The sequence below is a fragment of the Micromonospora cremea genome (assembly GCF_900143515.1).
Classification (GTDB): Bacteria; Actinomycetota; Actinomycetes; order Mycobacteriales; family Micromonosporaceae; genus Micromonospora; species Micromonospora cremea.
In genome coordinates this window covers 1,669,336-1,691,057 of the sequence record NZ_FSQT01000002.1, presented here as the reverse complement: position 1 = coordinate 1,691,057, position 21,722 = coordinate 1,669,336, and the positions used below count along the sequence as shown (strand labels likewise).

21 protein-coding genes, 1 tRNA gene and 2 pseudogenes are annotated in these 21,722 nt (G+C 73.5%); 11 read left to right on the top strand and 13 right to left on the bottom strand.

Features of this window, described 5'->3' with window-relative positions; genetic code table 11:
• Positions 1-137: 137 nt before the first annotated feature.
• Positions 138-1,229, bottom strand: coding sequence for an ABC transporter ATP-binding protein (locus BUS84_RS21285; protein WP_074315016.1), 1,092 nt, complete (start codon positions 1,227-1,229; stop codon positions 138-140).
• Between the two features lie 352 nt (positions 1,230-1,581).
• On the opposite strand from BUS84_RS21285, the gene BUS84_RS21280 reads away from it, so the two are divergent.
• Positions 1,582-1,658: transfer RNA gene (locus BUS84_RS21280), tRNA-Thr, on the top strand.
• Between the two features lie 134 nt (positions 1,659-1,792).
• On the opposite strand, the pseudogene BUS84_RS21275 reads toward BUS84_RS21280, so the two are convergent.
• Positions 1,793-2,043: pseudogene (locus tag BUS84_RS21275) on the bottom strand (hypothetical protein).
• 75 nt (positions 2,044-2,118) lie between these two features.
• Positions 2,119-2,256, bottom strand: coding sequence for a hypothetical protein (locus BUS84_RS38320; protein WP_159451056.1), 138 nt, complete (start codon positions 2,254-2,256; stop codon positions 2,119-2,121).
• 192 nt (positions 2,257-2,448) lie between these two features.
• Between BUS84_RS38320 and BUS84_RS21270 the strand changes: the two genes are divergently transcribed.
• From BUS84_RS21270 to BUS84_RS21255, 4 genes are all read left to right on the top strand, one after another.
• Positions 2,449-2,850 carry a helix-turn-helix domain-containing protein gene (locus tag BUS84_RS21270; RefSeq protein WP_074315014.1) on the top strand — a complete coding sequence of 134 codons (402 nt, stop codon included), beginning with the start codon at positions 2,449-2,451 and terminating at the stop codon, positions 2,848-2,850.
• 35 nt (positions 2,851-2,885) lie between these two features.
• Positions 2,886-3,305 (top strand): VOC family protein, encoded by a 420-nt coding sequence (locus BUS84_RS21265; protein ID WP_074315013.1) that lies wholly within the window; start codon positions 2,886-2,888, stop codon positions 3,303-3,305.
• 11 nt (positions 3,306-3,316) lie between these two features.
• Positions 3,317-3,982 (top strand): DUF998 domain-containing protein, encoded by a 666-nt coding sequence (locus BUS84_RS21260; protein WP_074315011.1) that lies wholly within the window; start codon positions 3,317-3,319, stop codon positions 3,980-3,982.
• A gap of 68 nt (positions 3,983-4,050) precedes the next feature.
• Positions 4,051-4,689, top strand: coding sequence for a histidine phosphatase family protein (locus BUS84_RS21255; RefSeq protein WP_074315009.1), 639 nt, complete (start codon positions 4,051-4,053; stop codon positions 4,687-4,689).
• Positions 4,690-4,711: 22 nt separating this feature from the next.
• On the opposite strand, the gene BUS84_RS21250 is transcribed toward BUS84_RS21255, so the two are convergent.
• The gene (locus tag BUS84_RS21250; protein WP_074315007.1) at positions 4,712-5,314 is read right to left on the bottom strand and encodes a protealysin inhibitor emfourin; all 603 of its coding nucleotides are present in this window, start codon (positions 5,312-5,314) and stop codon (positions 4,712-4,714) included.
• A 223-nt stretch (positions 5,315-5,537) separates the two neighbouring features.
• Here BUS84_RS21250 and BUS84_RS21245 point away from each other — a divergent pair, with 223 nt between their 5' ends.
• Positions 5,538-6,305 (top strand): enoyl-CoA hydratase/isomerase family protein, encoded by a 768-nt coding sequence (locus tag BUS84_RS21245; RefSeq protein ID WP_074318978.1) that lies wholly within the window; start codon positions 5,538-5,540, stop codon positions 6,303-6,305.
• An 89-nt stretch (positions 6,306-6,394) separates the two neighbouring features.
• The gene (locus tag BUS84_RS40070; RefSeq protein ID WP_244298662.1) at positions 6,395-7,981 is read left to right on the top strand and encodes a serine/threonine-protein kinase; all 1,587 of its coding nucleotides are present in this window, start codon (positions 6,395-6,397) and stop codon (positions 7,979-7,981) included.
• Between the two features lie 70 nt (positions 7,982-8,051).
• Here BUS84_RS40070 and BUS84_RS21235 read toward each other — a convergent pair whose 3' ends face one another.
• On the bottom strand, positions 8,052-8,495 hold the full coding sequence (locus BUS84_RS21235; protein WP_074315004.1) for an HNH endonuclease: 444 nt from the start codon (positions 8,493-8,495) through the stop codon (positions 8,052-8,054).
• Between the two features lie 14 nt (positions 8,496-8,509).
• On the opposite strand from BUS84_RS21235, the gene BUS84_RS38315 reads away from it, so the two are divergent.
• Positions 8,510-8,656: a hypothetical protein gene (locus BUS84_RS38315; protein WP_159451055.1), complete on the top strand. Its 147-nt coding sequence runs from the start codon at positions 8,510-8,512 to the stop codon at positions 8,654-8,656.
• Positions 8,657-8,721: 65 nt separating this feature from the next.
• On the opposite strand, the gene BUS84_RS21230 is transcribed toward BUS84_RS38315, so the two are convergent.
• From BUS84_RS21230 to BUS84_RS21220, 3 genes are all read right to left on the bottom strand, one after another.
• Positions 8,722-9,933: a hypothetical protein gene (locus BUS84_RS21230; RefSeq protein ID WP_074315002.1), complete on the bottom strand. Its 1,212-nt coding sequence runs from the start codon at positions 9,931-9,933 to the stop codon at positions 8,722-8,724.
• Between the two features lie 80 nt (positions 9,934-10,013).
• Positions 10,014-11,552 carry an FAD-dependent oxidoreductase gene (locus BUS84_RS21225; protein WP_074318977.1) on the bottom strand — a complete coding sequence of 513 codons (1,539 nt, stop codon included), beginning with the start codon at positions 11,550-11,552 and terminating at the stop codon, positions 10,014-10,016.
• 48 nt (positions 11,553-11,600) lie between these two features.
• Positions 11,601-12,089, bottom strand: coding sequence for an MSMEG_6728 family protein (locus BUS84_RS21220; RefSeq protein ID WP_074315000.1), 489 nt, complete (start codon positions 12,087-12,089; stop codon positions 11,601-11,603).
• A 93-nt stretch (positions 12,090-12,182) separates the two neighbouring features.
• Between BUS84_RS21220 and BUS84_RS21215 the strand changes: the two are divergent.
• Positions 12,183-14,093, top strand: a pseudogene (locus BUS84_RS21215) (potassium channel family protein); the annotation flags it as partial.
• Here BUS84_RS21215 and BUS84_RS21210 read toward each other — a convergent pair.
• Together BUS84_RS21210 and BUS84_RS21205 are read right to left on the bottom strand one after the other, a co-directional pair.
• The gene (locus BUS84_RS21210; RefSeq protein WP_074314998.1) at positions 14,082-15,320 is read right to left on the bottom strand and encodes an APC family permease; all 1,239 of its coding nucleotides are present in this window, start codon (positions 15,318-15,320) and stop codon (positions 14,082-14,084) included. The pseudogene BUS84_RS21215 and the gene BUS84_RS21210 overlap by 12 nt on opposite strands.
• Positions 15,321-15,330: 10 nt before the next feature.
• Positions 15,331-16,077 (bottom strand): phosphatase PAP2 family protein, encoded by a 747-nt coding sequence (locus BUS84_RS21205; protein WP_074314996.1) that lies wholly within the window; start codon positions 16,075-16,077, stop codon positions 15,331-15,333.
• A gap of 102 nt (positions 16,078-16,179) precedes the next feature.
• Here BUS84_RS21205 and BUS84_RS21200 point away from each other — a divergent pair, with 102 nt between their 5' ends.
• Entirely contained in the window at positions 16,180-17,391 is a 1,212-nt protein-coding gene (locus BUS84_RS21200; protein WP_143728470.1) for a DUF4032 domain-containing protein, read from the top strand.
• A 345-nt stretch (positions 17,392-17,736) separates the two neighbouring features.
• Here the strand turns inward: BUS84_RS21200 and nagA are convergent, their stop codons facing one another.
• Genes nagA through BUS84_RS21185 form a run of 3 tightly spaced genes read right to left on the bottom strand, consistent with a single transcriptional unit; the run spans position 17,737 to position 20,734 of the window.
• Complete coding sequence (gene nagA / locus BUS84_RS21195) at positions 17,737-18,846, bottom strand: N-acetylglucosamine-6-phosphate deacetylase (RefSeq protein ID WP_074314992.1); 1,110 nt, start codon at positions 18,844-18,846, stop codon at positions 17,737-17,739.
• On the bottom strand, positions 18,843-19,808 hold the full coding sequence (locus tag BUS84_RS21190; RefSeq protein ID WP_074314990.1) for an ROK family protein: 966 nt from the start codon (positions 19,806-19,808) through the stop codon (positions 18,843-18,845). Before BUS84_RS21190 ends, nagA begins: the two co-directional genes overlap by 4 nt.
• Entirely contained in the window at positions 19,805-20,734 is a 930-nt protein-coding gene (locus BUS84_RS21185) for an SIS domain-containing protein (RefSeq protein ID WP_074314988.1), read from the bottom strand. The genes BUS84_RS21190 and BUS84_RS21185 overlap by 4 nt, the downstream gene beginning before the upstream one ends.
• Before the next feature lie 200 nt (positions 20,735-20,934).
• On the opposite strand from BUS84_RS21185, the gene BUS84_RS21180 reads away from it, so the two are divergent.
• Positions 20,935-21,720, top strand: coding sequence for a DeoR/GlpR family DNA-binding transcription regulator (locus tag BUS84_RS21180; RefSeq protein WP_074314987.1), 786 nt, complete (start codon positions 20,935-20,937; stop codon positions 21,718-21,720).
• The last annotated feature ends 2 nt before the right edge of the window (positions 21,721-21,722 follow it).

Here is a 21,722-nt window from a genome sequence, read left to right as displayed (position 1 = left end):
CAAGCGTCGTCGAGGCCCCGTTCCCCGCTTGCCGGGGGGTGGGGCCTCGTCGTGTCCGGCCGCGGGATCGGCTGGGTCCGGACAGGCGACAGGGGCGGCCCGCCGAAGCGGACCGCCCCTGTCGGTACGGCGTTACGTCAGATCCGGCTGCCGGTGGTGGCGTGGAAGACGTGGCTGCGGCCGGTGCGCGGCTTGACGAACACGGTGTCACCCATGTTCGGCATCGTGCGCCGGTCGGTGCGAACGACGAAGCGCTCCGAGTTGCCACCCAGCGCGGCGTGGCCGTAGACGTTGGCGTCCGAGCCGAGGTCCTCGACCAGCTCGACCACGACCGGCATGCCGCCCTCGGTCGGGCTGACCAGGTCGCAGTCCTCCGGGCGGAAGCCGACGGTCACCTTGCCGTCGCCGCCCTCGGCGCGGGCCGCCTCGACCTGCTCGCGCGTCAGCGGGATGTGCAGCTCGGCGAACTCGGCGCCCTGCTCGTTCAGCGGCACGGTCTTGATGTTCATGGCGGGGGAGCCCATGAACCCGGCGACGAAGACGTTGGCCGGGGTGTCGTAGAGCGCCCGCGGGGTGTCCACCTGCTGGAGGACGCCATCGAGCAGCACCGCGACCCGGTGACCCATGGTCATGGCCTCGACCTGATCGTGCGTGACATAGACCGTGGTGACGCCCAGCTTGGCCTGCAGCGACGCGATCTGGGTACGGGTCTGCACGCGCAGCTTGGCGTCGAGGTTCGACAGCGGCTCGTCCATGAGGAAGACCTGCGGCTCGCGGACGATCGCCCGGCCCATCGCGACGCGCTGACGCTGACCACCGGAGAGCGCCTTCGGCTTGCGGCTGAGGTACTCCTCCAGCTGGAGCAGGCCGGCCGCCTCCTTCACCCGCCGGTCGATCTCCGACTTGGAGGTCTTGCGCAGCTTGAGGGCGAACGCCATGTTCTCGTACACCGTCATGTGCGGGTAGAGGGCGTAGTTCTGGAAGACCATCGCGATGTCGCGGGCCTTGGGGGGCAGGTGGGTCACGTCACGCTGGTCGATGTAAATCGAGCCGGCGTCGACGTCCTCCAGCCCGGCGAGCATCCGCAGGCTGGTGGACTTGCCACAACCGGAGGGGCCGACCAGGACGAGGAACTCGCCGTCGCCGATCTCGAGGTCGAGCTCGTTGACGGCGGGACGCTCGGTGCCCGGGTAGATCCGGGACGCCTTGGAATAAGTGACCGTAGCCATGGTGAAGCGCTTCCTTTCACCGGCAGGAACGTGCCGGACGATCCGAGTGAAGGAGCGACCGGCACGTGTCCGTGCCGGTCAACGGACGGCGGGCCGGTCGCGGGGCGGCCGGGCCTGTCGTCCGTGTCACTGCACCGTAAACGGGTTTCTCCGCGCTGCCAAGGCGGGGGAGCGCCGGAAGTGGCGCACGGCCTACGCAATCCGGGCAGTCCGGCACGTTCGGACATCAATCGACGCGCGGCCCGGCCGGGCGAGGGCGTACGAACGTCGGGTTGCTGACGTTTCCCGTGCTCGGGAGGCCTCGCCAGCGGGATATCCAGACGTCAGTCGCTATGCTGACCTCGACGCACGCGCCCCTGTAGCTCAGCTGGCCAGAGCACTCGCCTTGTAAGCGAGATGTCGCCGGTTCGATCCCGGCCGGGGGCTCCAATTCCGCCAGGGAATCGCACCTGGCGTTGCCGCGGGCCGACTGCGTGACAGTGATCGGGTTACGACAGCAGCCCATCGGGCTTGCCAAGCGCCCGATCGACCATGTCGAGGCCGGTGTGAGCGAGACGAAGACGTCACGTGTCGAAGGTGCCGCCCGGATTCATGATCTCGTCGCGCATCAGCGGCACCAATGCCGACAAGCCACCATCGTCCACGGCGACGGACATGCGGATCGGGCCCATGCCGTCATCGGTGGCGTAGCTGACGACGGTGTACGGCTTGCCGTCATTGCCGACGACCAGGCGCACGTCCTTGTCGTCGAGGATCGCCACTCGCGTAGGCGTGTCTCAGCCAGCCGCGCAGCGGTCTTCTTGTCCAGCCCCACGCGCACACCGTCCCATTCGGGGACGCCGTCGACAGCACGAGCCGCAGCGCAGACAGCCGTCGACGCGGGCCCTGGTCAGGCCGTCGGTGGGCTGGGGACGGCGGCGCGCAGGTCGGGCACACCGCAGGCGGTGGCCAGCAGGCCGGCGTGCGCGGACAGGTGCTCCCGGGTCAGGTCGAGCTGTACCTCGACGCTTTTCGGTGGACGTACCATCACCGCTGCCGTTGCTCGTGCCGCTCGGACCTGCTCATCATGCCGGCGGATCGCCGGGTGGGCGCGACCACACATCGGACCGACGCTCCGCCCGACGGATCACCACCGGCCGTATTCTGGGTGGCAGCAGCATGACGCGGGTGGCCGGCCCGCGCTGATGTCGTCCAACCAAAGGGGTGTGCACGCGAGCCGATGAGTCGTGCGGTAGAGGAGTCGAACCGGGCGATGCTGCGTGCCCGGGACGCGATGGATCGGGCGTACGCCCAGCCGCTGGACATCCCCGCGCTGGCCCGGATCGCGTACGTCTCCGAGGCGCACTTCATCCGGACCTTCCGGGCCACCTTCGGTGAGACCCCGCACCGCTACCTGCAACGCCGGCGGGTCGAGCGGGCGATGGCGCTGCTGGTGGAGACCGACCGGGACGTGACCGACATCTGCTACGCCGTCGGCTTCGGCAGCCTGGGCACGTTCAGCCGGACGTTCCGGCAGATCGTCGGGGAGTCGCCCACGGACTTCCGCCGCCGCCGTTCGGTGCCGATCAACGTGCCGTCCTGCTTCACCAAGGCCTGGACCCGACCCAGCAGTTTTGGATAAGCAGCAGGTCAGGGAGTACGTCTAGCGTGATTCCCATGACGATGAACGCGATCAGCCGCTCCCAGATCTACGTCCTCGACCAGGACGAGGCGCTCGACTTCTACGTGGGCAAGCTCGGCATGGAGCTCAACACCGATCAGGACCTCGGCTTCATGCGCTGGCTGACGGTCAACCTGCCGGGCGACCCAGAGCGCGAGATCCTGCTGGAGAAGCCGGGCCCTCCGGCGATGGACCCGGCCACCGCCGAGCAGGTCCGGGAACTGCTCACCAAGGGGGCGCTGGGCGGCTCCCTCTTCATGACCACTGACGACGCCCACAAGACGTACGAGGAACTGGTGGCCAAGGGCGTCGAGATCACCGACGAGCCGACCGAGCGCCCGTACGGGATCGACTTCGGCATCCGGGACCCGTTCGGCAACCGGATCCGCATCGGCCAGATGTTCCCCCGGGCCTGAGAGGCGGACCGATGAGCCAGCCGGTTCCGCTGTCCGGGGTCCGACCGGCCACCGTCGGCCGGGACCGCGCGTTGCTGGTCGGTGGTGTCGTCGCCGGTCCGATCTTCGCCGGTTCGGCGCTGCTCCAGGCGATCACCCGGGACGGCTTCGACGTCCGGCGGCACCCGGTCAGTGTGTTGAGCACCGGTGAGCTGGGCTGGATCCAGATCGCCACGTTCCTGGCCACCGGGGTGCTGTGCATGGCGGCCGCCGGGGCGCTCCGGCGCTCCGCCGGCACCGGGTCGGTGTGGCCGCCCCGGCTGCTCGCCCTGTACGGGCTGGGCCTGGTGGGCGCGGGCATCTTCAGCGCCGACCCGGCCGACGGGTTTCCCGCCGGCACGCCCCGGGGCGCCGGCCAGATCAGCTGGCACGGCGGCCTGCACTTCCTGGTGGCGGCGGTCGCCTTCGTGTCGCTGATCGCGGCGACGGTGGTGGTCGGCCGACGGGCGGCGCGGCGCGGGGCGCGGGGCCGGGCCGGATACAGCCTGGCGACCGGGGCCTTCTTCGCGGTGGCCTGGGTCGCGCTGATAGTCCCGCCGGCTCCGGCCGTGATGGTGGCCTTCGGCCTGGCGGTGACGGCCGGCTGGCTCTGGGTGTCGGTCACTTTCGCTCGGGCGGCGTCCGGCCGGGTGGACTGAGCTGGTTGTCGGTACACCGGGAGTCGCGGGGTGGAAGCCGCGCCTTCCGGTGTGCTGAGGTGTGGAACATGATCACCCGACTGCTGTACCTCGCCCGGCACGGCGAGCAGGAGGACGCGGCGGCCGAGTCGTCGGAGGCCGGCCTGTCGGAGCGGGGCCGGCGGCAGGCCAGGCTGCTCGGCGAGCGACTGCGGGGCCGGCCGTTCGCCGCCGTGCACCACGGGCCGCTGCGCCGGGCCGCGGAGACGGCCGAGCTGGTCGCCGCGTCGCTGCCCGGGGTTCCGGTGTACGCGACCGAGCTTGCCGGCGACCACCTCCCGCACGACACCGATCCTGCCGACCTGCCGTCGGCGTACGCCGACTTCCTGGGCCAGTTCTCGGCGGCCGAACGGGTCGACGGGCCGCGGGTGACGGCGGCGGCGGTACGGCGGTTCACTGGCCCGGTCGCCGGTGGCACCGAGGGCGCGGATGGCATCGAGCCGATCCGTGAGCTGGTCGTGACGCACAACTTTCTGATCGCCTGGCTGGTCCGGCACGCCCTGAACGCGCCGGAGCGACGGTGGTTGGGCTTGAATCAGCACAACGCGGGACTGACCGTCATCCGGTACGGCCCGGCCGCACCGCCGAACCTGGTTGCCTTCAACGACGTGGCGCACCTGCCGCCCGAGCTGCGCGGAACGGGCCTGCCGGCGGACTACCTGGTCTGAGCGCCCGAGTCGTGCCCGGCGGTCAGCCGGTGGCCCGGAGGAGCAGTTCGACCAGCGCCCGGGTGGCCGGTGGCGGGGCGGGGTCGGCGGGGCAGTCGACGTACCCGGTCTCGATGGTGCCGACGGTCAGCCGGTAGCTGAACGCGTCGGCACAGCCGGTGGGCGTGGTCGGGCGGCCGGCCTCGGCGGCCAGTCGGGGGTCGGCGGCGAGCCCGCGCAGCCGGCCGAGGTTGGCGGGGTCGAGCCGGCCGGTACGCCGTCCGCCGGCCCGGTCCACCAGCGTCCACCGGCCGTCGGATTCGACGGTCACGGCGTCGCCGCGCCCGGCGAAACCGCCGGATCGGAACAGCATGACCCGCGTGAACGCGCTGCCGGTGGCCTCGGGGCCGGTCGGCGCGGGGGCGCCCGGAGTGGTGGGGACGGCGGTCGGTGGCGGGGTGCCGGTGGCCGGGCCGGTCGTGGTCGGGCCGCTGGTGGCGGGGGGCTGGTCCGGGGTGGTGCGGGCTCGGTCGGCGCTGGTGCAGCCGGCCAGGAGGGCGGCCAGGAGCGCGACGGTGACGCCGGTCGTCGAGGCGGGTCTCATGCCGCTCGGACGCACGGCCGCGGCCGCCGGTTCCCTCGTCACCGCCCTCACCCTAACGGTCATTGTCGATGTCTGGGAGCGGCCCGAGCCTTCTCTTTTCTTCCACACACCGCGGTCACCGTCTCCTGACCTGACCGACGCGAGGGTCCGGCGGCCAACCCTCAAGGGTGGTCGCCGGGTCCGCGTCGTTAAGGTCGCCGCACGGCGCACATCGCCGGAGGGCTGGATCGGCGGCGTCGGACGGGTGGCGCGGGAAGGGGCGGACGTGTCGGACGCGGAGTTGACCGTCGAGGTGACCGGACCGGTGGCGACCGTGGTGATCCACAACCCGGCCCGCCGCAACGCGATGACCGCGGCCATGTGGCGACAGCTCCCCGAGCTGCTGGACCGACTGGAACCCGACCCCGGCGTACGGGCGCTGGTGCTCACCGGCGCGGGCGACGCCTTCTGCGCCGGTGCCGACCTCGGTGACCTCGCCGAGTTGCTGGACGCCGGTGACGCCAGCATCGCGGTGGCCGCCGAGGAGCGGCTGGCCCGCTTCGCCAAGCCCACCGTGGCGGCGATCCGGGGCGCCTGTGTCGGAGGTGGCTGCCAGCTCGCGGTCGCCTGCGACCTGCGGATCGCCGCGGATGACGCCCGGTTCGGCGTACCGCCGGCCCGGCTGGGCCTGGTCTACCCGGCGCCGACCACCCGCCGGCTGACCCGGCTGGTCGGCCCGTCCGCCGCCAAACACCTGCTGTTCACCGCCGAACTGATCGACGCCGAGCGCGCCCTGCGGATCGGACTGGCGGACGAGGTGCTACCGGTTGATCGGCTCGCCGCGCGGGTGGACGACCTCACCGCGGCGATCGCCCAGCGGTCGGCGTTGAGCGTCGCCGCCGCTAAGGAGATTGTGGACGACCGGGCCGGGCCGGCGCGGATCGCCTGGTGGCACCGGAAGGTGGCGACCAGCGGCGAGGCCCGGGAGGGGGTGGCGGCGGTCGCCGAGCGCCGTACGCCCCGCTTCGCCTGGCGTCCGCCGGCCGGCGACTGACGGACCGGTCGCGGCCGGCCGGCTCCGGCCATTCGACGATCTCGATCCCGGCTGGCGCCCCGCCGCGGTGGTACGGCAGGCTGTCCGTCGTGCAGCGTGATCAGTTGCTTGCGGGCCGCTACCGGCTCCTGGAGCGCCTCGGCAGTGGCGGCATGTCCGCGGTGCACCGGGCGTACGACGAGGTGCTCGAACGGGACGTGGCGGTGAAGGTGCTCGTCGCCTCGGACGCCAACGCCCGGCAGCGGATCCGGGCCGAGGCCAAGGCGGCGGCCAGGCTGTCGCACCCGCACGTCACCAGCGTCTACGACTACGGCGAGTCGAGGATCGGCGGTGCCCACGTCCCTTTCGTGGTGATGGAGCTGCTCGGCGGCCACACCCTCGAACAGCGGTTGGACGCCGGGCCGCTGCCACCCCGCGCGGGCCTGCGGGTCTGCGCGGAGGTGGCGGCCGCGCTCGCGGCCGCGCACGCCGAGGAGTTGGTGCACCGCGACATCAAGCCGGGCAACGTGATGCTCACCCCCACCGGTGCGAAGGTGCTCGACTTCGGCATCGCGGCGGCCGTCGGCGATCCGGAGATCGACTTCGAGGGGCGGCTGCTGGGCACACCGGCCTACCTCGCTCCGGAACGGCTGGAGGCCGGTGAGGTGCTGCCGGCCTGCGACGTGTACGCCCTCGGCCTGCTCATGCACCGAGTGCTCACCGGCCGGCCGCCCCGGCGCCCCGAGACGCGGACCGGGACGCTCGGGGTACCGGCGCATGTCGAGCCCGACCCGCTGCCCGAGATCGTCGGAGTGCCGGCCGAGATCCACCGGCTGTACCGCTGGTGCCTGGCCCGCGACCCCGCCGACCGGCCGCCGGCCGCCGAGGCGGCCCGAATCCTGCTCACTGCCGGCGACCCCGCCGTCCGCCGCGAATCGGCCGCCGTCCTGGCCGGACCGGAGGCAGGCGGCGAACCGGCCGCCACCGGGGGGACGGTTGTTGTCGTCGCGGGCGGACCGGATTCGGAGGTGCGACCATCCGAGGTGGTGGACATTCCGTCGACCCGGCCGGCCGAGCCGGTTGGCAGTGCGGCAGCCGGGACGACCGGTGCCGCGCGGCGCCGATCGTGGCGTTGGCGGCGGGCAGTGCTGGCGGTCGGCGGCGCGGTGGTCGCCGCGCTGGCGATGGGCGGGTCACTCGGCGACCCGGGCACGCGGCGGCCGGAAGCGGACCGGCCGCGGACGGGTATCGGGCCGGGCGGCGCCACCACCGTGGGGATGCCGAGGACCACCGAGCCACCCGGCCCGGCCGATCCCCGCCCACCCGCAGCCCCGCCCGCTGCCCCGCCGGCCAGCGCAGCGCCGTCCGCCGCCCGGACCAGTCCGGGCGGCACGCGTACCCCGAGCCCGGCCGCCACGACCTCCGGCCCGACTCCGACCGCCGCCGCGCCCACGCCGACTCCGCAGGCGGGGGTGCCGGTGGACGCCCGGGGCGGGACGGTCACCGTCCGCTGCCTGGGGGCGTTGGCCGAGGTGCTCGCGGTGACGCCCGCGCCCGGCTACCGGGCGGAGGCGTACGACCCGGGCCCGGCGAAGCGGATCGAGGTCGCGCTGACCTCCGGCGAGCACCGCAGCGAGATCCGTTTGCACTGCGCCAACGGCCGCCCGATGCCGAAGGTCAAGGAGCGTGCCGCCTGACCGGGGGCCGGCGGGTGCCACGCCGGAGGCGTACCCCCGACGCGGCCCCCCGTTCCCGCCGGCCGGTCCGTCACCGCCCGGCCAGCGCCGCCCAGCCCGGGTTCACCGGCTCCCAGCGCAGCGGCATGCCCGCCTCCGCCGGCGTCCGGTCACCCTTGCGCTGGTTGCAGCCGTAGCAGGCGGCGGTGGTGTTCCGCCAGGTGTTCCGGCCGCCGCGTGAGCGGGGCAGGATGTGGTCAATGGTCGACGCCGGGCCGCCGCAGTACGCGCAGCAGCGGTCGTCGCGGCGCAGGACGCCGGCCCGGGACCAGGCCGGTCCGGAACTGAAGCGCCAGCGGGTGACCACGTACCGGACGAGCCGCACCACCCGGGGCATCGGGAAGACCCCGATCACCTGGTCCGGCTCGGCCTCGTGGATCTCGGCCACCCGACGACAGAGCATCCGGACGGCGTGCTGGACGGTGACCCGGTGCAGCGGGCCGAGGTCGGCGTTGATGACGAGGACGGCGTCCACCGGGATCTCCCTCCATGGTGGTGACGGACGAACTGCGCCGGACAGCAAAGAGCCGCCGGGTCCGGCTGTCGGACGGGCGGCTCGGCGCGTACGGGTACGCGTCAGTCGGGCCGGCCCGCCCGGGGACCTTCCGCTCGGCAACCGTCGCCGGGCAGCACTGATGGCACGGTGGTGACGTGCGACATCGTCATGAGCTGCTCCCGTGGCGGTGGTTGACCTTGCGCGCTCACGGTAGGTCGGCACGGGAGAGAGGGGCAACGTATTTCGATCGGCTGTCCGGCTCCTCCGGGCGGCGCTGCCGCCTCCTGCGGGCGGTGGCCGCCGCCGTCTGCCGGGCGGTGGCCAGCGGGCGGTCCACCCGCACGGCCATCCGCGCGGCGAGTTCGCTGTCCAGCAGTGGCCGGTTGACCTCGCCGGCGACCGCCAGCGCGGGCCCGGAGACCGACCGCCAGATAGCTGCCAGCCCGGCACCGAGGCCCAGCAGGGCGACCGCGGCCCGGGTGGTCGGCGAGCCGGCCGCTGCGGCGGCGCTCACCCCGACCACCGCGAAGAGCACCGCCAGCAGGGGCACCAGCACCGGCCAGAAGATGCCCCGTGCCGCCTGCGCCACCAGCCGGCGGTCCCGAATGATCAGGTTCCGGGCGACCACCGCGTAGTCCTCCTCGTCGAGCAGGTCACGCGGGTGCAGCCCGCCGGTGAGCACGCCGCGCCACAGGTCGCCCTGGTTGCGCAGCTCTCCGGCCAGCTCGGCGAGGGTCGGCGCGGTCAGGTCGGCCCGGCCGGCCTGGTCCACCGCGGTCGCCCAGGTCGCCAGCGAGCGGCGCACCACAGCGGCCGAGTACGGCGGCAGCACGGTGGCCAACTCCTCCAGCCACCGGCTGATCTGGATCTGCCGGCCGCCGAAGCGCTGTGCCAGCTGGGCGGCGTCGCCGGACCGGACGGTGTCGGCCAGCGACCGACCCACCCGGTAGGCGAGCCCGACCCGGTGGTTGGTGGCCATCGCCCAGCGCAGCACCTCCATGTTGAGCTCGTCGAGGGCGAGCAGCAGCGGCCCCGGGTCGACCGGGCCGGATCGGTCCAGGTCGGGTAGCCGGGCCCGGGTGGCCGAGGTGTCCGGTAGTGGCCCGGTGTGCCGGGTGAGCTCGGCGATCTGGCCGAGGGCAACGTCCACTCCGTCGAGGTACATCCGCATCCGTCGGGGCGCGGACATCTCGGTGAAGTTGGAGAGCTTGGCCGGTGGGCCGGGAGAACGGTCCTCGGCGGCCGGGCCGGGCTCGGCGTGCTGTGCCTGGTGGTACGCGTCCGCCATCCACCAGCCCAGCCGCAGGGCGGTGACGATGCAGGCCCGCTCGTCGCGGATCAGCGGGTACGCGTCGTCCCGGCCGAACTCCTCGACCGGTGCTCCGCTCTGCGTGTCGGCGCGGTGCAGTGGCGACATCCCCGCTGCCCTCCCGCCCGGTCGATCGACGGATGATCAACCCAGATTACGGCAGCGCGGCGCGGCATATGCCCGCTTTGTTAGGTTGCCGTGCCTCGCCCGGCCAGCAGGCCCCGGGGCCGGATCGACCGCACCGGCTCGGCTGCGCCGCCCTCCGCGCGCAGGATGTGGTTCGCGGCGACGATCCCGGTCGCCGCGGAGCGTTCCATCAGCGCACTCGGGAAGTCCGTGGCGATCCCGTCTCCGGCCAGGTAGAGGCCGCTCGCGTCGGTGCGTACCCCCGGTCGCCAGGCGTGGCTGCCCGGACTGAACGCCGGCGCCTGCGCCTCGACCCGGGCACGGAGCTCACGGACCCGCAGGCCGGCGGCCTCCGGCCAGAGCGCCACCAGCTCACGGCGCATCCGCTCGGCCAGCTCCTCGGCCGGCACTCCCGGCTCGCAGGCGTACGCGTGCAGCTCGATCACCGACCCGCCGGTCCGCCGTGCCCAGCGCCGCGACTCGGTCTCCAGCCGGTGGTAGAGCGTCACCGAGTCCAACGTGGGCTGCCGGGACACCCCGCTGAACACCGCCCGACCGGCGGCCACGTCCCCGTCGCACCAGTACCGGGCCACCGCGTACGGCGGGCCGGGCGTGCCGAACGCGGGCATCCGCGCCACCAGCTCCGGTGCCTGTTCGGCCAGGTCCGGAGAGGCCGTGACCAGCGCGGCCAGCGCCGGCGGGTCGACGGCGAGCACCACATGGCCCGCCAAATGGCTGCCGCCGTCGGCGGTCGTCACCCGCCAGCCGTCGGCGTCGCGGTGCACCCCGGTCGCGGCGGCCCCGGTGAGCACCCGACCGCCGTGCTTCTCCACGTGCCGGGTCAGCGGCTCCCAGATCGCGGTGCCGTAATCCTCGTCCGGGCAGTCGAAGGCCAGCCCTTCCGGGTTGCCGAGCAGGTAGAAGTGGAACTGGGCGACCATCTCGGCGGCGGACATCTCCGCCTCGTGGTTGAAGAACGAGTGTGAGAAGACCTCGAACAGCATCGCCCGGGCCCGGTCCGGCAGCCGCAGCGAGGCCAGCAGCTGGTCGGCCGTGGTGTCGTCCAGTTCGGCGTAGGTGCGGACCGGGTCGTAGCTGAGCAGCGGCAGCGCGGCGTCCCGGTCCATCAACCGGAGGTCGGCCAGGCGCAGGCTGGGGCTGCGCAGCAGCAGCGCGAGCAGGTTCGCCGGCGATGCGGGCGGCAGCTTGCCGAACTCCTCGGTCGGCCACTGCGCACTCAGGATCGGATAACCCGGGATCGGCTTCAGAAAGCCCAGGTCGGGGTCGACGCGGCGAAGGATCGACCGCCAGTTGTAGTACTGCCGGAAGAACGCGTGGAAGCCGTGCTCGTTCTGCTGGCCGCCGTCGGCGAGCGCCTCCGGCCAGGCCCCCAGCCGCCCACCGATGGTGGGTGCCGCCTCCAGCACCGTCACCGCCACACCGCGCTCGGCCAGCACCACGGCCGCCGACATGCCGGCGATGCCGCCACCCACCACCACCGCCGCGACCGGTCCCGGCACTCGGTCGGCGCCACCGCCCCCGGGTTCAACCTGGTGCTGGCGTACGCCGATGAGCCGACCCACCACTTGCGACAGCGCCATGAGCATCTCCCCGGGCCGGCGGAGCCTCCAGTCTGCCGCACCAACCGGTCAGTCGGGCGGTAGGCAGCGGCGGGGACGGTCCGAGGCGGGCCAGACGTACTCCAGGTCCGGGGGAACGTCGTCGCCGAAGATCGGGCGGTAGTGCGTGGGGTCCTTGCGCAGCAGGGACGAACGGTGGCTCAGGTGCAGGTCGTCGCGGCCCAGCCAGGGAGGCAGCTCATCGGCCCGGGCCAGCTCGTCCTGGGTACGCACGACGCCGGCACCACAGGCGGCGGCGAGGTCGACGGTCAGCGTGCTGGCGCAGGTGTCGGCCCTCCCCGGCTCCGACCAGACCGCGCACATGTCCAGGCCGTAGCGCGTGAGCGCCTCCTCGTACCCGGCCCACATCTTCACCGCCGGGTGATTCCGCCAGCCGTACCCGGGACGGGTGAGCCCGCGCAGCACCTGGATGGCCTCCACCCGCTGCTTGCCCAGCCGCTTCTGGTCCAGCGTGCGGGCGCTGGCCAGGAAGTCCGGGTACGGGAGGAAGGTCTGCATGCCGCTGCTCTACCCGCCGCCCGGGTCGGCATGCCTGATCGGGATGATCCGGATGGGGTCGCCCACCGTGGTCGTGCTGACTACGATCCGGGCATGGCGGAGCCGTGGCGGGACCGGGCGCGACGGGCGGTCGAATGGAACTGGCGGCTGCGGTCCGCCGGCGATCCGCGACCGCACTACGTCATCTGCGGGCGGGACGCGCTCGCCTACTACGTGGCCCGGGCGATGCTCGAATCGGAGCTGCCGGCCGGCGGGGCCCGGGTGACCGTGGTGGTGCCGGAGCGCTACCGCAGCAACGGGCCGGACGTGGCCGGGCTGCGTGGGGTCCGGGTGGTCCGCTCGGAACGGCTGGATGTGGCCACCTTCGAGGCCGCCGGTCTGGCCGGGGCGACCGGTCTGGCCCTGCTGCACCAGGACGACGTGGGCAACCTGCACGCCGCGCTCTGCGCCCAGGCCGTCGACCAGCGGGTCCGTCAGGTCTTGCGGATGTTCAACGGCACCCTCGCCGACGGCGTGCGCAAGCTGCTCAAGGCGCCGGTCGAGGTGCTCTCCGACGCCGAGATGGCCGCGCCGGCGTTCGTGGCCGCCGCGCTCGGCGAGGTCGACCCGAACTCCTTTCAGCACCGGGACAAGACGCTGCGGGTGGCTCGCCGCGCCGACGTCCGCCCGCAGGACGTGGTCTGCGCGTTGGCCGACTTCAGTGAGGAGCAGGGGGTGGAGCTGCTGCCGGCCGAGCAGGCCGGCGCCGACCTGGTGCTCGCCGAGGCGACCGGACAGCCACCGGGCACCGAGGTCGCCGCCCGCCGGCTGGTCCGGGCCCGCCGTCGCCGACGCCCGATGGCGGTGCTGCTGCGGGCCGTACGCGGCTTCGCCACCCGCAAGATCGGTGTCGCGGTGATGCTGGTGCTCGCGGTGATCGCGGTGCTCGGCGCGTTGATCTCCCGGGCCGAGGACGTCTCCCCGGTGGAGGCGCTGTACCTGACGCTGGTCACCACACTCAGCGGCGCGGACCCGGACACCGACAAGGCGGCCGACGCGCAGATCATGCAGGTGGTGCTCAACCTCGCCGGGTTGGCGCTGATCCCGTTGATCACCGCGGTGGTGGTGGACGGCATCGTCAACGCACGGCTGGCCCTGCACACCGGGCGGCTGCAACCGGCCCGGGCCGGGCACGTGGTGGTGATCGGCCTCGGCAACGTCGGCACCCGGGTGATGGCGCAGCTCCGCGAGTACGACGTCGAGGTGGTGGCGATCGACAAGGACCCGGAGCCGCGCGGCGCCACCCTGGCCCGGCAGTTGGAGGTGCCGCTGATCGTGGGGGACGCCGCGCTGCCGGAGACCCTCGCCGCCGCGTCGGTCGCCGACTGCCAGGCGCTGGTGGTGGCGTCCACCGATGACGTGGCCAACCTGGAGGCGGCGTTGGCCGCCCGGGACCTCCGCGACGACCTGCGGGTGGTGCTGCGGCTCTTCGACGGTGACTTCGCCGAACGGGTGGAGGAGACCTTCGCCCTCGGGGTGTCCCGTTCGGTCTCGTACCTGGCGGCGCCGGCCTTCATCGGGGCCCTCACCGAACGAGCGGTAATCACCACCATCCCGGTCGAGCGGCACGCGCTGCCGGTCGCCGAGGTGCCGGTCGCCCCCGGCTCCGAGCTGGACGGCCGTCCACTGGACATGGTCAACCGGGACGGGCAGGTCCGGCTGATCGCCCGGACCCCGGCCGGAGGCGCCAGGACCATCTGGTGGAAGGACCTCGACCCCCGGCAGGTGATCTTCGCGGGCGACCGGCTCACCGTGGTCGCCCGTCGACGTGGGCTGGACTGGCTGACCAGGCAGTGCGCCCCGCCGACCCGCACCGGCCCGGTTCCCCGGCCGGCCGGGCCCGTCCTCGGCAGAGAGCCGACCTCGCCGGCCGCCCCCCGCTCGGCGCCCGCGCCGGCCGACTGGCAGGTCGCTGCCTCGGCCCCCGGCGCGGCCCATCCGGTGCCTGACCGGTCAGCGACTCCGCTGCCGCACGAGGTGCCAGGCGGCGCCGACGGCGAGCACTCCGAAGCCGGCCAGCACGCTGCCCAGTGGCAGGTTGACCGCCAGCAACAGGCAGCCGACCAACCCCAGCCCGGCGAGCACCTGAACCGGTAGCCGCCGGTCCGGGTCCCGGCCCAGGGTGAGCGCCGCCGCGTTCGTGATCGCGTAGTACACCAGCACCGTGCAACTGGAGAAGCCGATCGCATCCCGTACGTCGCCGATCGCGACCACCAGGATCACCACGACGGCCACCGCCAGTTCGGCGCGGTGCGGCACCTGACGTACCGGGTGCACCGCGGCCAGCGCGCCGGGCAGGTCTCGGCGACGGGCCATGGCCAGCGTGGTGCGGCCGACCCCGGCGACGAGCGACAGCAGCACCCCGGTGACCGCGATCGTGGCACCGGCGCGGACCACCCAGGCGAGGCCGGGTAGCCCGGCGGCGGTCACCACGTCGACCAGGGGCGCTGCGGATCCGGCCAGCCGGTCGGCGCCGAGCACGCCGAGCGTGATCACGGCCAGCACCAGGTAGATCGCGAGCACCGCGCCGAGCGCCAGCGGCACCGCGCGGGGGATGGTCCGCTCCGGGTCACGGACCTCCTCGCCGAGGGTGGCGATGCGCGCGTACCCGGCGAACGCGAAGAAGAGCAGCCCGGCGGCGGTGAGCACGCCACGGCTCGACCCGCCGGTCTCGCCGAGCCGGTCCAGCGCCAGGCCGCCGCCGGTGACGCCGACGACCGCGACCAGGGCCAGCACGGCGAGCACCACGGCGACCAGCGCCTTCGTGGCGGCGGCCGTCTTGCCGATGCCGCGCACGTTCACCGCGGTCACCGCGACGACCGCGCCGGCCGCGACCAGCCGGGCCTGCCCCGGCCACAGGTACGCGCCGATGGTCAGCGCCATCGCCGCGCAGCTCGCCGTCTTGCCCACCACGAAACCCCAGCCGGCCACGAAGCCGGCCAGCGGGCCGAGGCGTTCCCGGCCGTACACGTAGGTGCCGCCGGACTCCGGGTAGCGCGCCGCCAGCCGCGCCGAGCTGGTGGCGTTGCAAAAGGCGATCACCCCGGCGAGCACCAGCGCGGGCAGCAGCCCGGCGCCCCCGGCCGCCGCCGTGGCCGGGGCGAACACCACGAAGACGCCCGCGCCGAGCATCGACCCCAGCCCGATGACCACCGCATCGGGTACGCCCAGCCTGCGCGCCAGTTGGTCCACGGACCGAAACCTACGGGTACGAGGTGAACGGACGGTCCCATTCGCGTAGCCGGCCGGGTAGCGGCACGTCGTCCCAGGGCACCCGGTGCAGCAGCCGGTCCAGGAACAGCCCGAGCAGCAGCGCCGCCACCCCGTCGGTGAGCCAGTGGAAGTTCAGGTATGTGGTGGTGACCAGCAGGATCGCCGGCGGGGCGAATCGGACCAGCCGGTGCACCCTCGGGTGCAGCCGCCCGGCCGTCAGCGCGGTCAGCAGTGCGGCGATCACCCCGTACCAGACGATCGCGTTGGCGACGTGCCCGGACGGGTAGGAGAGGTCGTACTCGGTGGGCGGCAGGTCGTTGAAGATCCGGACGGACTGGGTCGGCGGCAGATCCGAGCTGGGCGCGGCCCGGTCGGTCAGGAGCTTGAGCGGCCCCACTGTCAGGTACAGCAGCACGAAAGCCCCCGCTACCAGCAGCAGCGGTCGAACCGTGCGGGCCCGCCAGGCCACTGCCACGGCGAGCGCCCCGGAGAGCGGCATCAGCAGCCAGCCACCCTGCCCGAGGTAGTTGAGCACCCGCGCCGTCCAGTAGATCGGCGCGGGGTGATGGGCGTAGGCCCATTCCCGGACGTCGAGGTCCAACCCGAGCAGCGCCCCCCTGGCAAGGGCCAGGGTCAACGCGCCGAACCCGACCAGCAGCAGCACGTCGAACCACCAGCCGGCCGGGCTGACGGGCCGTAGCCGCAGGTCACGTCGTACCGCCGTGGGTTTGAGCACGGGACCACGCTACCGGCCCCGGGCGAGGCCGCGGCATCCCGCGCTGTGGGCCCAGCCACGCTGGGAGGCGAATGCGGGGGGCGACGCGTCATGCTTGTGCCCGTGCGGATCACCTCTGCCCTCGTGGACCCGGCGCTGCTCGACCTTCCCTGGTCGACTCCGCTGGAGGAGTGGCCTGCCCAGCACCTGGTGGCTCTGCCGCAGGGCATTTCCCGGCACATCGTCCGGTTCGTCCGGCTCGGCGACTACGTCTACGCGTTCAAGGAGACTCGCGAGCGGATCGCTGAGCGGGAGTACGACCTGCTCCGGGCACTCGAGCGGATCGACTTCCCGTCGGTCGAGGCGGTGGCGGTCGTCGCCGACCGGCAGACCGAGGACGGGGAGCCCCTCGAGTCGGTGCTGATCACCCGGCACCTGCAGTTCTCGCTGCCCTACCGGGCGCTCTTCTCGCACACGCTGCGGCCCGAGACGATGAGCCGGCTGCTCGACGCGCTCGCCGCGCTGATCGTGCGAATGCACCTGACCGGCTTCTTCTGGGGCGACTGCTCGCTCTCCAACACCCTGTTCCGGCGGGACGCGGGCGCGTTCGCCGCGTACCTGGTGGACGCGGAGACGGGCGCACTGCACACCTCGCTCTCCAACGGCCAGCGCGGCGAGGACCTGGAGATCGCCCGGGTGAACATCTTCGGCGAGGCGCTGGACCTCCAGGCCGCCGGCCTGCTGCACGAGTCCATCGACCCGGAGGTGGTCTGCGAGGAAGTCGTGCAGCGGTACGAGCGGCTCTGGCACGAGATCACCTACGAGCAGGCGGTCGAGCGGGAGGCCCGACACGACATCGAGGGCCGGATCCGCCGCCTCAACGAGCTGGGCTTCGACGTGGCCGAGGTGGCCATGTCGACCATCGACGACGGGCGTTACCTGGTCCGGCCGAAGGTGGTCGACGCCGGCTACCACACCCGGCGGCTGCTGCGGCTGACCGGTCTGGACGCCGAGGAGAACCAGGCCCGCAAGCTGCTCAACGACCTGGACGCCTACCGGGCGGAGAGCGACCTGACCGACGAGCAGCAGGCCGCGCACCGCTGGGTCACCGAGGTATTCGAGCCGGTGGTCCGGGCCGTGCCCGCGCACCTGCGCCGCAAGCTGGAGCCGCAGGAGCTGTTCGCGCAGATCATCGAGCACAAGTGGCTCCTCTCCGAGCGGGCCGGCCGGGACGTGGGGATGCGCCACGCGGTTCAGTCGTACCTGGTCGACGTGCTGGTGCACCGCCCCGACGAGCAGGCCGTGCTCGGCGTCGAGGTTCCCACCGCCGGCTGACCCGCGCTCGTCGGCGTGCCCCTGTCCGTTGCCGCGCTGGTGTTCGCAACCTGTCGAGCTGCCCCGAATATGGGGCGATCGGACTCGCGGTGATGCGAGGGTTCGCCTGTCAGTGGTTGCCGAGGCTGTAGAGCTGCCCCAGATATGGGGCGTCTGTCGGCCCCGCCTGCCCCACCGCCTCGGCCCGCCTGCCCCGCCTCGGCCGAGCCTGCCCACATCTGGGGCAGCTCTACAGGGCGCGGAACAGACCCCGCCGGTGCCGGACGACCCGCCGCCGCAGCCGACAGCCGAACACGACAGCCCGCAACAGCACAGCCGGGTTGGCGGCCGCCCGAGCGGCCGCCGTTACTCGATCCAGGAGCCGCCGCGGAGCACCCGGACCACGTTCAGGTCCTCGTCCAGCACCACCAGGTCGGCGCGGAGGCCGACCTGGAGGGCGCCGACCCGATCGCCCAGCCCGATGGCGCGGGCCGGGGTGGTGGCTACCATCCGGGCCGCGTCCGCCATGGGGATGCCGGCGTCCACGGCGTGCCGCAGTGCGGCGTCCATGGTCAGGGTGCTACCGGCGATCGAGCCGTCACGGGCCAGCCGGGCCACCCCGTCGGCCACCGTGACGGCCTGGCCGCCCAACTCGTACTCGCCGTCGGCCATTCCGGCGGCAGCCATCGCGTCGGTGATCAGGGCGGCGCGGTCCGGGCCGGCGGTCGCGGTGGCGAAGGTGAGCATGCCGTCGTGCAGGTGCACCCCGTCGGCGACCAGCTCACAGACCACGGTGGGCGCGTCGAGCAGGGCGATCACCGGGCCGGGCTCACGGTGGTGCACCGGGCGCATGCCGTTGAACAGGTGCGTGCCGACGCTCGCACCCGCGGCGACCGCGGCGCGGGTCTGGTCGTACGTGGCGTCGGTGTGGCCGACCGCGGCCACCACCCGCTGGGCGGTGAGCAGCTTGATCGCTTCCAGCGCGCCGTCGCGCTCCGGGGCGAGGGTGACCATCCGGATCGCGCCCCCACCCAGCTCGATCAGCTCGGCCAGTTCGTCGGTGGACGGGTCGCGCAGGTACTCCGGGTTCTGCGCCCCACAGCGGACGGCGGAGAGATAGGGACCCTCGAAGTGGATGCCCGCCAGCACGCCCTCATCGACCAGCGGGGCGAACGCCTCGGTGGCGGCGCGCATCAGCGCGAAGGGCGCGCTGACCAGGCTGGCCAGCAGGGTCGTGGTGCCGTGCGCCAGGTGGAAGCCGGCGGCAGCCCGGGCCTGGTCGGCGTCTCCGGTGGTGAAGGTGTGCCCGCCACCGCCGTGCGTGTGCATGTCGACGAAGCCGGGCAGGATCCAGTGCCCGTCGCGGACCGACGGATACTCCGCCACCGCGGTGATCCGGTCGCCGTCCCACTCGACGCAGCCCTGCCGGATGACACCGTTCGGGGTCACCACTCGGCCGTTCACCCGTACGGTCATTGCTTCTCCTGATGGTCAGGGACGCGCGCGGCGTCCAGGGCGAGCAGGGCGGCGCCGAGGCAACCGGCCTCGTCGCCGAGGGCCGCCGCGACCAGCCGCGGCTCCCGGTGGAAGGTCATCCGCTCGTGCAGCGCTGCCCGCAGGGGGACGAGCAGCCGGTCCCCGGCCTGGGCCAGTCCGCCGCCGAGCACGATCGTCGCCACGTCGAACAGCGCCTGCCCGGAGGCCAGGCCGTCGGCGAGTGCCTCGACCGCCTCCTGCCAGACGCGGCCGGCGAGCGGCTCGCCGGCTGCGGCCCGCTCGGCCACCTCGGCCGCCGTCACCGGCCCGTCGGGTGACTCGTCGGCCAGCTCGGCATAGCGGCGGCCGATTGCGGCGGCCGAGGCGACCGCCTCCAGGCAGCCGGGCCGGCCGCAGCCGCAGCGTGGCCCGCCGGGACGGACCAGGATGTGGCCGATCTCCCCGGCGGCGCCGTGTGCGCCGACGGCGGCCGTGCCGTCGACAACGTGCGCGGCGGCGATGCCGGTGCCGATCGCCACGAAGAGGACGTGCCCGGTGCCGCGCCCGGCACCGAGTCGGGCCTCGGCGAGACCGCCGACCCGCACGTCGTGGCCGAGCGCCGTGGGCAGGCCGAGCCGCGCCACCGCCAGGTCCCGCAGCGGTACGTCCCGGAAGCCCACGTTCGCCGACCAGACCGCGACCCCGCGCGCCTCGTCCACCACTCCGGGCACGGCGATGCCGAGCGCGACGGGGGTGAGCCCGTCGGCGCGGGCCTTGTCGGCCAGCCCTTCGGCGACGTCCAGGATGGTGCCGACCACGGCGGCCGGGCCGCGCGCGGCGTTGGTGGGGTGCCGCTCGGTGCGTACCGCGACGCCGTCCGGCCGGACCAGGGCGCACTTCATGCCGGTGCCGCCGACGTCCAGCGCGACGACCACCTGGTCGACGGGCACGGCGTCGCTCACGCCAGCACCACCGACCGGGTCAGGTGTCGGGGTGCGTCCGGGTCGAGGCCCCGGCTGGTGGCCAGCGCGACCGCGAAGCGCTGGGCCAGGATCAGGTCGGCCATCGGGTCGACCGGGGTACGACCGGCGGCCCAACTGCCCAGCACCGTGCGGCAGCCGTGGGTGCGGCTGTGTACGAAGGCCGCACCGGTGGCGGCCACGTCCTCGGGCAGCCCGTCGGGCAGCTCGCCGAACGCCCAGACCAGCCGGCCGGGCGCGGCGATCGAGATGGGCCCGTGCCGGTAGTCCATCGCCGGGTACGCCTCGGCCCAGAAGGTGGCCGCCTCGCGGCACTTCAGCGCGGCCTCCTGGGCCAGCCCGACCGTCCACCCCCGACCGAGGAAGGTGACCTGCCCGATGGTTGCGGGGTCGATCGGCAGCGGGGCGCGCACCGCCACCTCGGCGTCGGCGGCGAGCGCGGTCACCGGGTCGCCGAGGTGGGCCCGGAGCAGGGCCAGAGCGGTGGTCGCGAAGCGGGTCTGCACCACCGAGCGCTCGTCGGCGAAGGGCATGGTCACCGCGGCGGTGGCGAGGTCGACCGCCGGGGACGCCGGGTCGCCGACGATGACGGTGCTGGGCACCCGCCCGCGTAGCGCGATGAGCAGCTCCAGCACCTCGGTGGTCGTGCCGGAGCGGGTGATGGCGATCAGCCGGTCGTAGTGGCGGCCGGTGGGGAACTCGGACGCCTGGAACGCGTCGGTTTCGCCCTGGCCGGCCTGCTCGCGGCGGGCGGCGTACGCCATCGCCATGAACCACGACGTGCCGCAACCGACGACGGCGACCCGCTCACCGGGGCGCGGCAGGTCACCGCGCACGGCGCCGGCCAGCTCGGCTGCCTCCCGCCAGCAGTCGGGTTGACTCGCGATCTCCGCGTCCACGTACGCCATGGGAACTCCTCGCAGGGCCGGCCGGTGCGCAATACGGCTCGTTACACCCGTATTTCGCGCGTCATTCTGCGTGAACCCGGGTGGTCGTGGCAACCGACCGGCCGATCGCGCAGGCCGGTCTTTTGCGCCACCCTAGTTTCGCGCACTAGTGTGCACGCAATCAATCACCGTCCGTGCAGTCACTGGGAGGGGCCCCCGCGGTGGACCGGTACGCCAGATGGAACGCCCTGCTCGAGATGCTGACCGACAACGGCCGGGTCAGCGTCGAGGCGGCCGCTGAGCGGCTGGACGTCTCCCAGGCCACCATCCGACGCGACTTCGACCAGCTCGCCCAGCAGCAGATGATCACCAGGACCCGGGGTGGCGCGGTCGCCAACGGGGTCTCCTACGACCTGCCGCTGCGCTACAAGACGGCCAAGCACTCGGCGGAGAAGCAGCGGATCGGCGCCGCCGCCGCGGCGCTCGTCACGCCCGGCACGGTGGTGGGCCTGAACGGCGGCACCACCAGCACCGAGGTGGCCCGCGCCCTGGCCGTCCGGCCGGACCTGAACACCAGTGCCGAGGGTGCCCAGCTCACCGTGGTGACCAACGCGCTGAACATCGCGAACGAGCTGCTGGTCCGATCACGGATGAAGGTCGTGGTGGCCGGCGGCGTGGTGCGCCCGAAGTCGTTCGAGCTGGTCGGTCCCCTGGGCGGGGCGCTGCTGCGTGAGGTGACCCTGGACGTCGCGCTGCTCGGCGTGGACGCGATCGACCCGCAGCTCGGTGCCGCCGCCCACCACGAGGGAGAGGCGGCGATGAACAACCTGATGGTGGCTCGCGCCAAGCGGGTGGTGATCATCGCGGACTCGTCCAAGTTGGGCGGTCACGCGTTCGCCCGGATCTGCCCCGTCGACCGGGTCGAGACGCTGGTGACGGACTCCGGCGCCGCCCCCGAGGTCGTGGAGGCCTTCCGCGCCGCCGGTGTGCAGGTCGTCTGCGCCTGACC

Bases quoted from the DNA above. Each gene is read 5' to 3' on its own strand.
- BUS84_RS21285 (WP_074315016.1), bottom strand. From the start codon at position 1,229: ATGGCTACGGTCACTTATTCCAAGGCGTCCCGGATCTACCCGGGCACC.
- BUS84_RS38320 (WP_159451056.1), bottom strand. From the start codon at position 2,256: ATGGTACGTCCACCGAAAAGCGTCGAGGTACAGCTCGACCTGACCCGG.
- BUS84_RS21270 (WP_074315014.1), top strand. From the start codon at position 2,449: ATGAGTCGTGCGGTAGAGGAGTCGAACCGGGCGATGCTGCGTGCCCGG.
- BUS84_RS21265 (WP_074315013.1), top strand. From the start codon at position 2,886: ATGACGATGAACGCGATCAGCCGCTCCCAGATCTACGTCCTCGACCAG.
- BUS84_RS21260 (WP_074315011.1), top strand. From the start codon at position 3,317: ATGAGCCAGCCGGTTCCGCTGTCCGGGGTCCGACCGGCCACCGTCGGC.
- BUS84_RS21255 (WP_074315009.1), top strand. From the start codon at position 4,051: ATGATCACCCGACTGCTGTACCTCGCCCGGCACGGCGAGCAGGAGGAC.
- BUS84_RS38315 (WP_159451055.1), top strand. From the start codon at position 8,510: ATGGTGGTGACGGACGAACTGCGCCGGACAGCAAAGAGCCGCCGGGTC.
- BUS84_RS21230 (WP_074315002.1), bottom strand. From the start codon at position 9,933: ATGTCGCCACTGCACCGCGCCGACACGCAGAGCGGAGCACCGGTCGAG.
- BUS84_RS21225 (WP_074318977.1), bottom strand. From the start codon at position 11,552: ATGGCGCTGTCGCAAGTGGTGGGTCGGCTCATCGGCGTACGCCAGCAC.
- BUS84_RS21220 (WP_074315000.1), bottom strand. From the start codon at position 12,089: ATGCAGACCTTCCTCCCGTACCCGGACTTCCTGGCCAGCGCCCGCACG.
- nagA (WP_074314992.1), bottom strand. From the start codon at position 18,846: ATGACCGTACGGGTGAACGGCCGAGTGGTGACCCCGAACGGTGTCATC.
- BUS84_RS21185 (WP_074314988.1), bottom strand. From the start codon at position 20,734: ATGGCGTACGTGGACGCGGAGATCGCGAGTCAACCCGACTGCTGGCGG.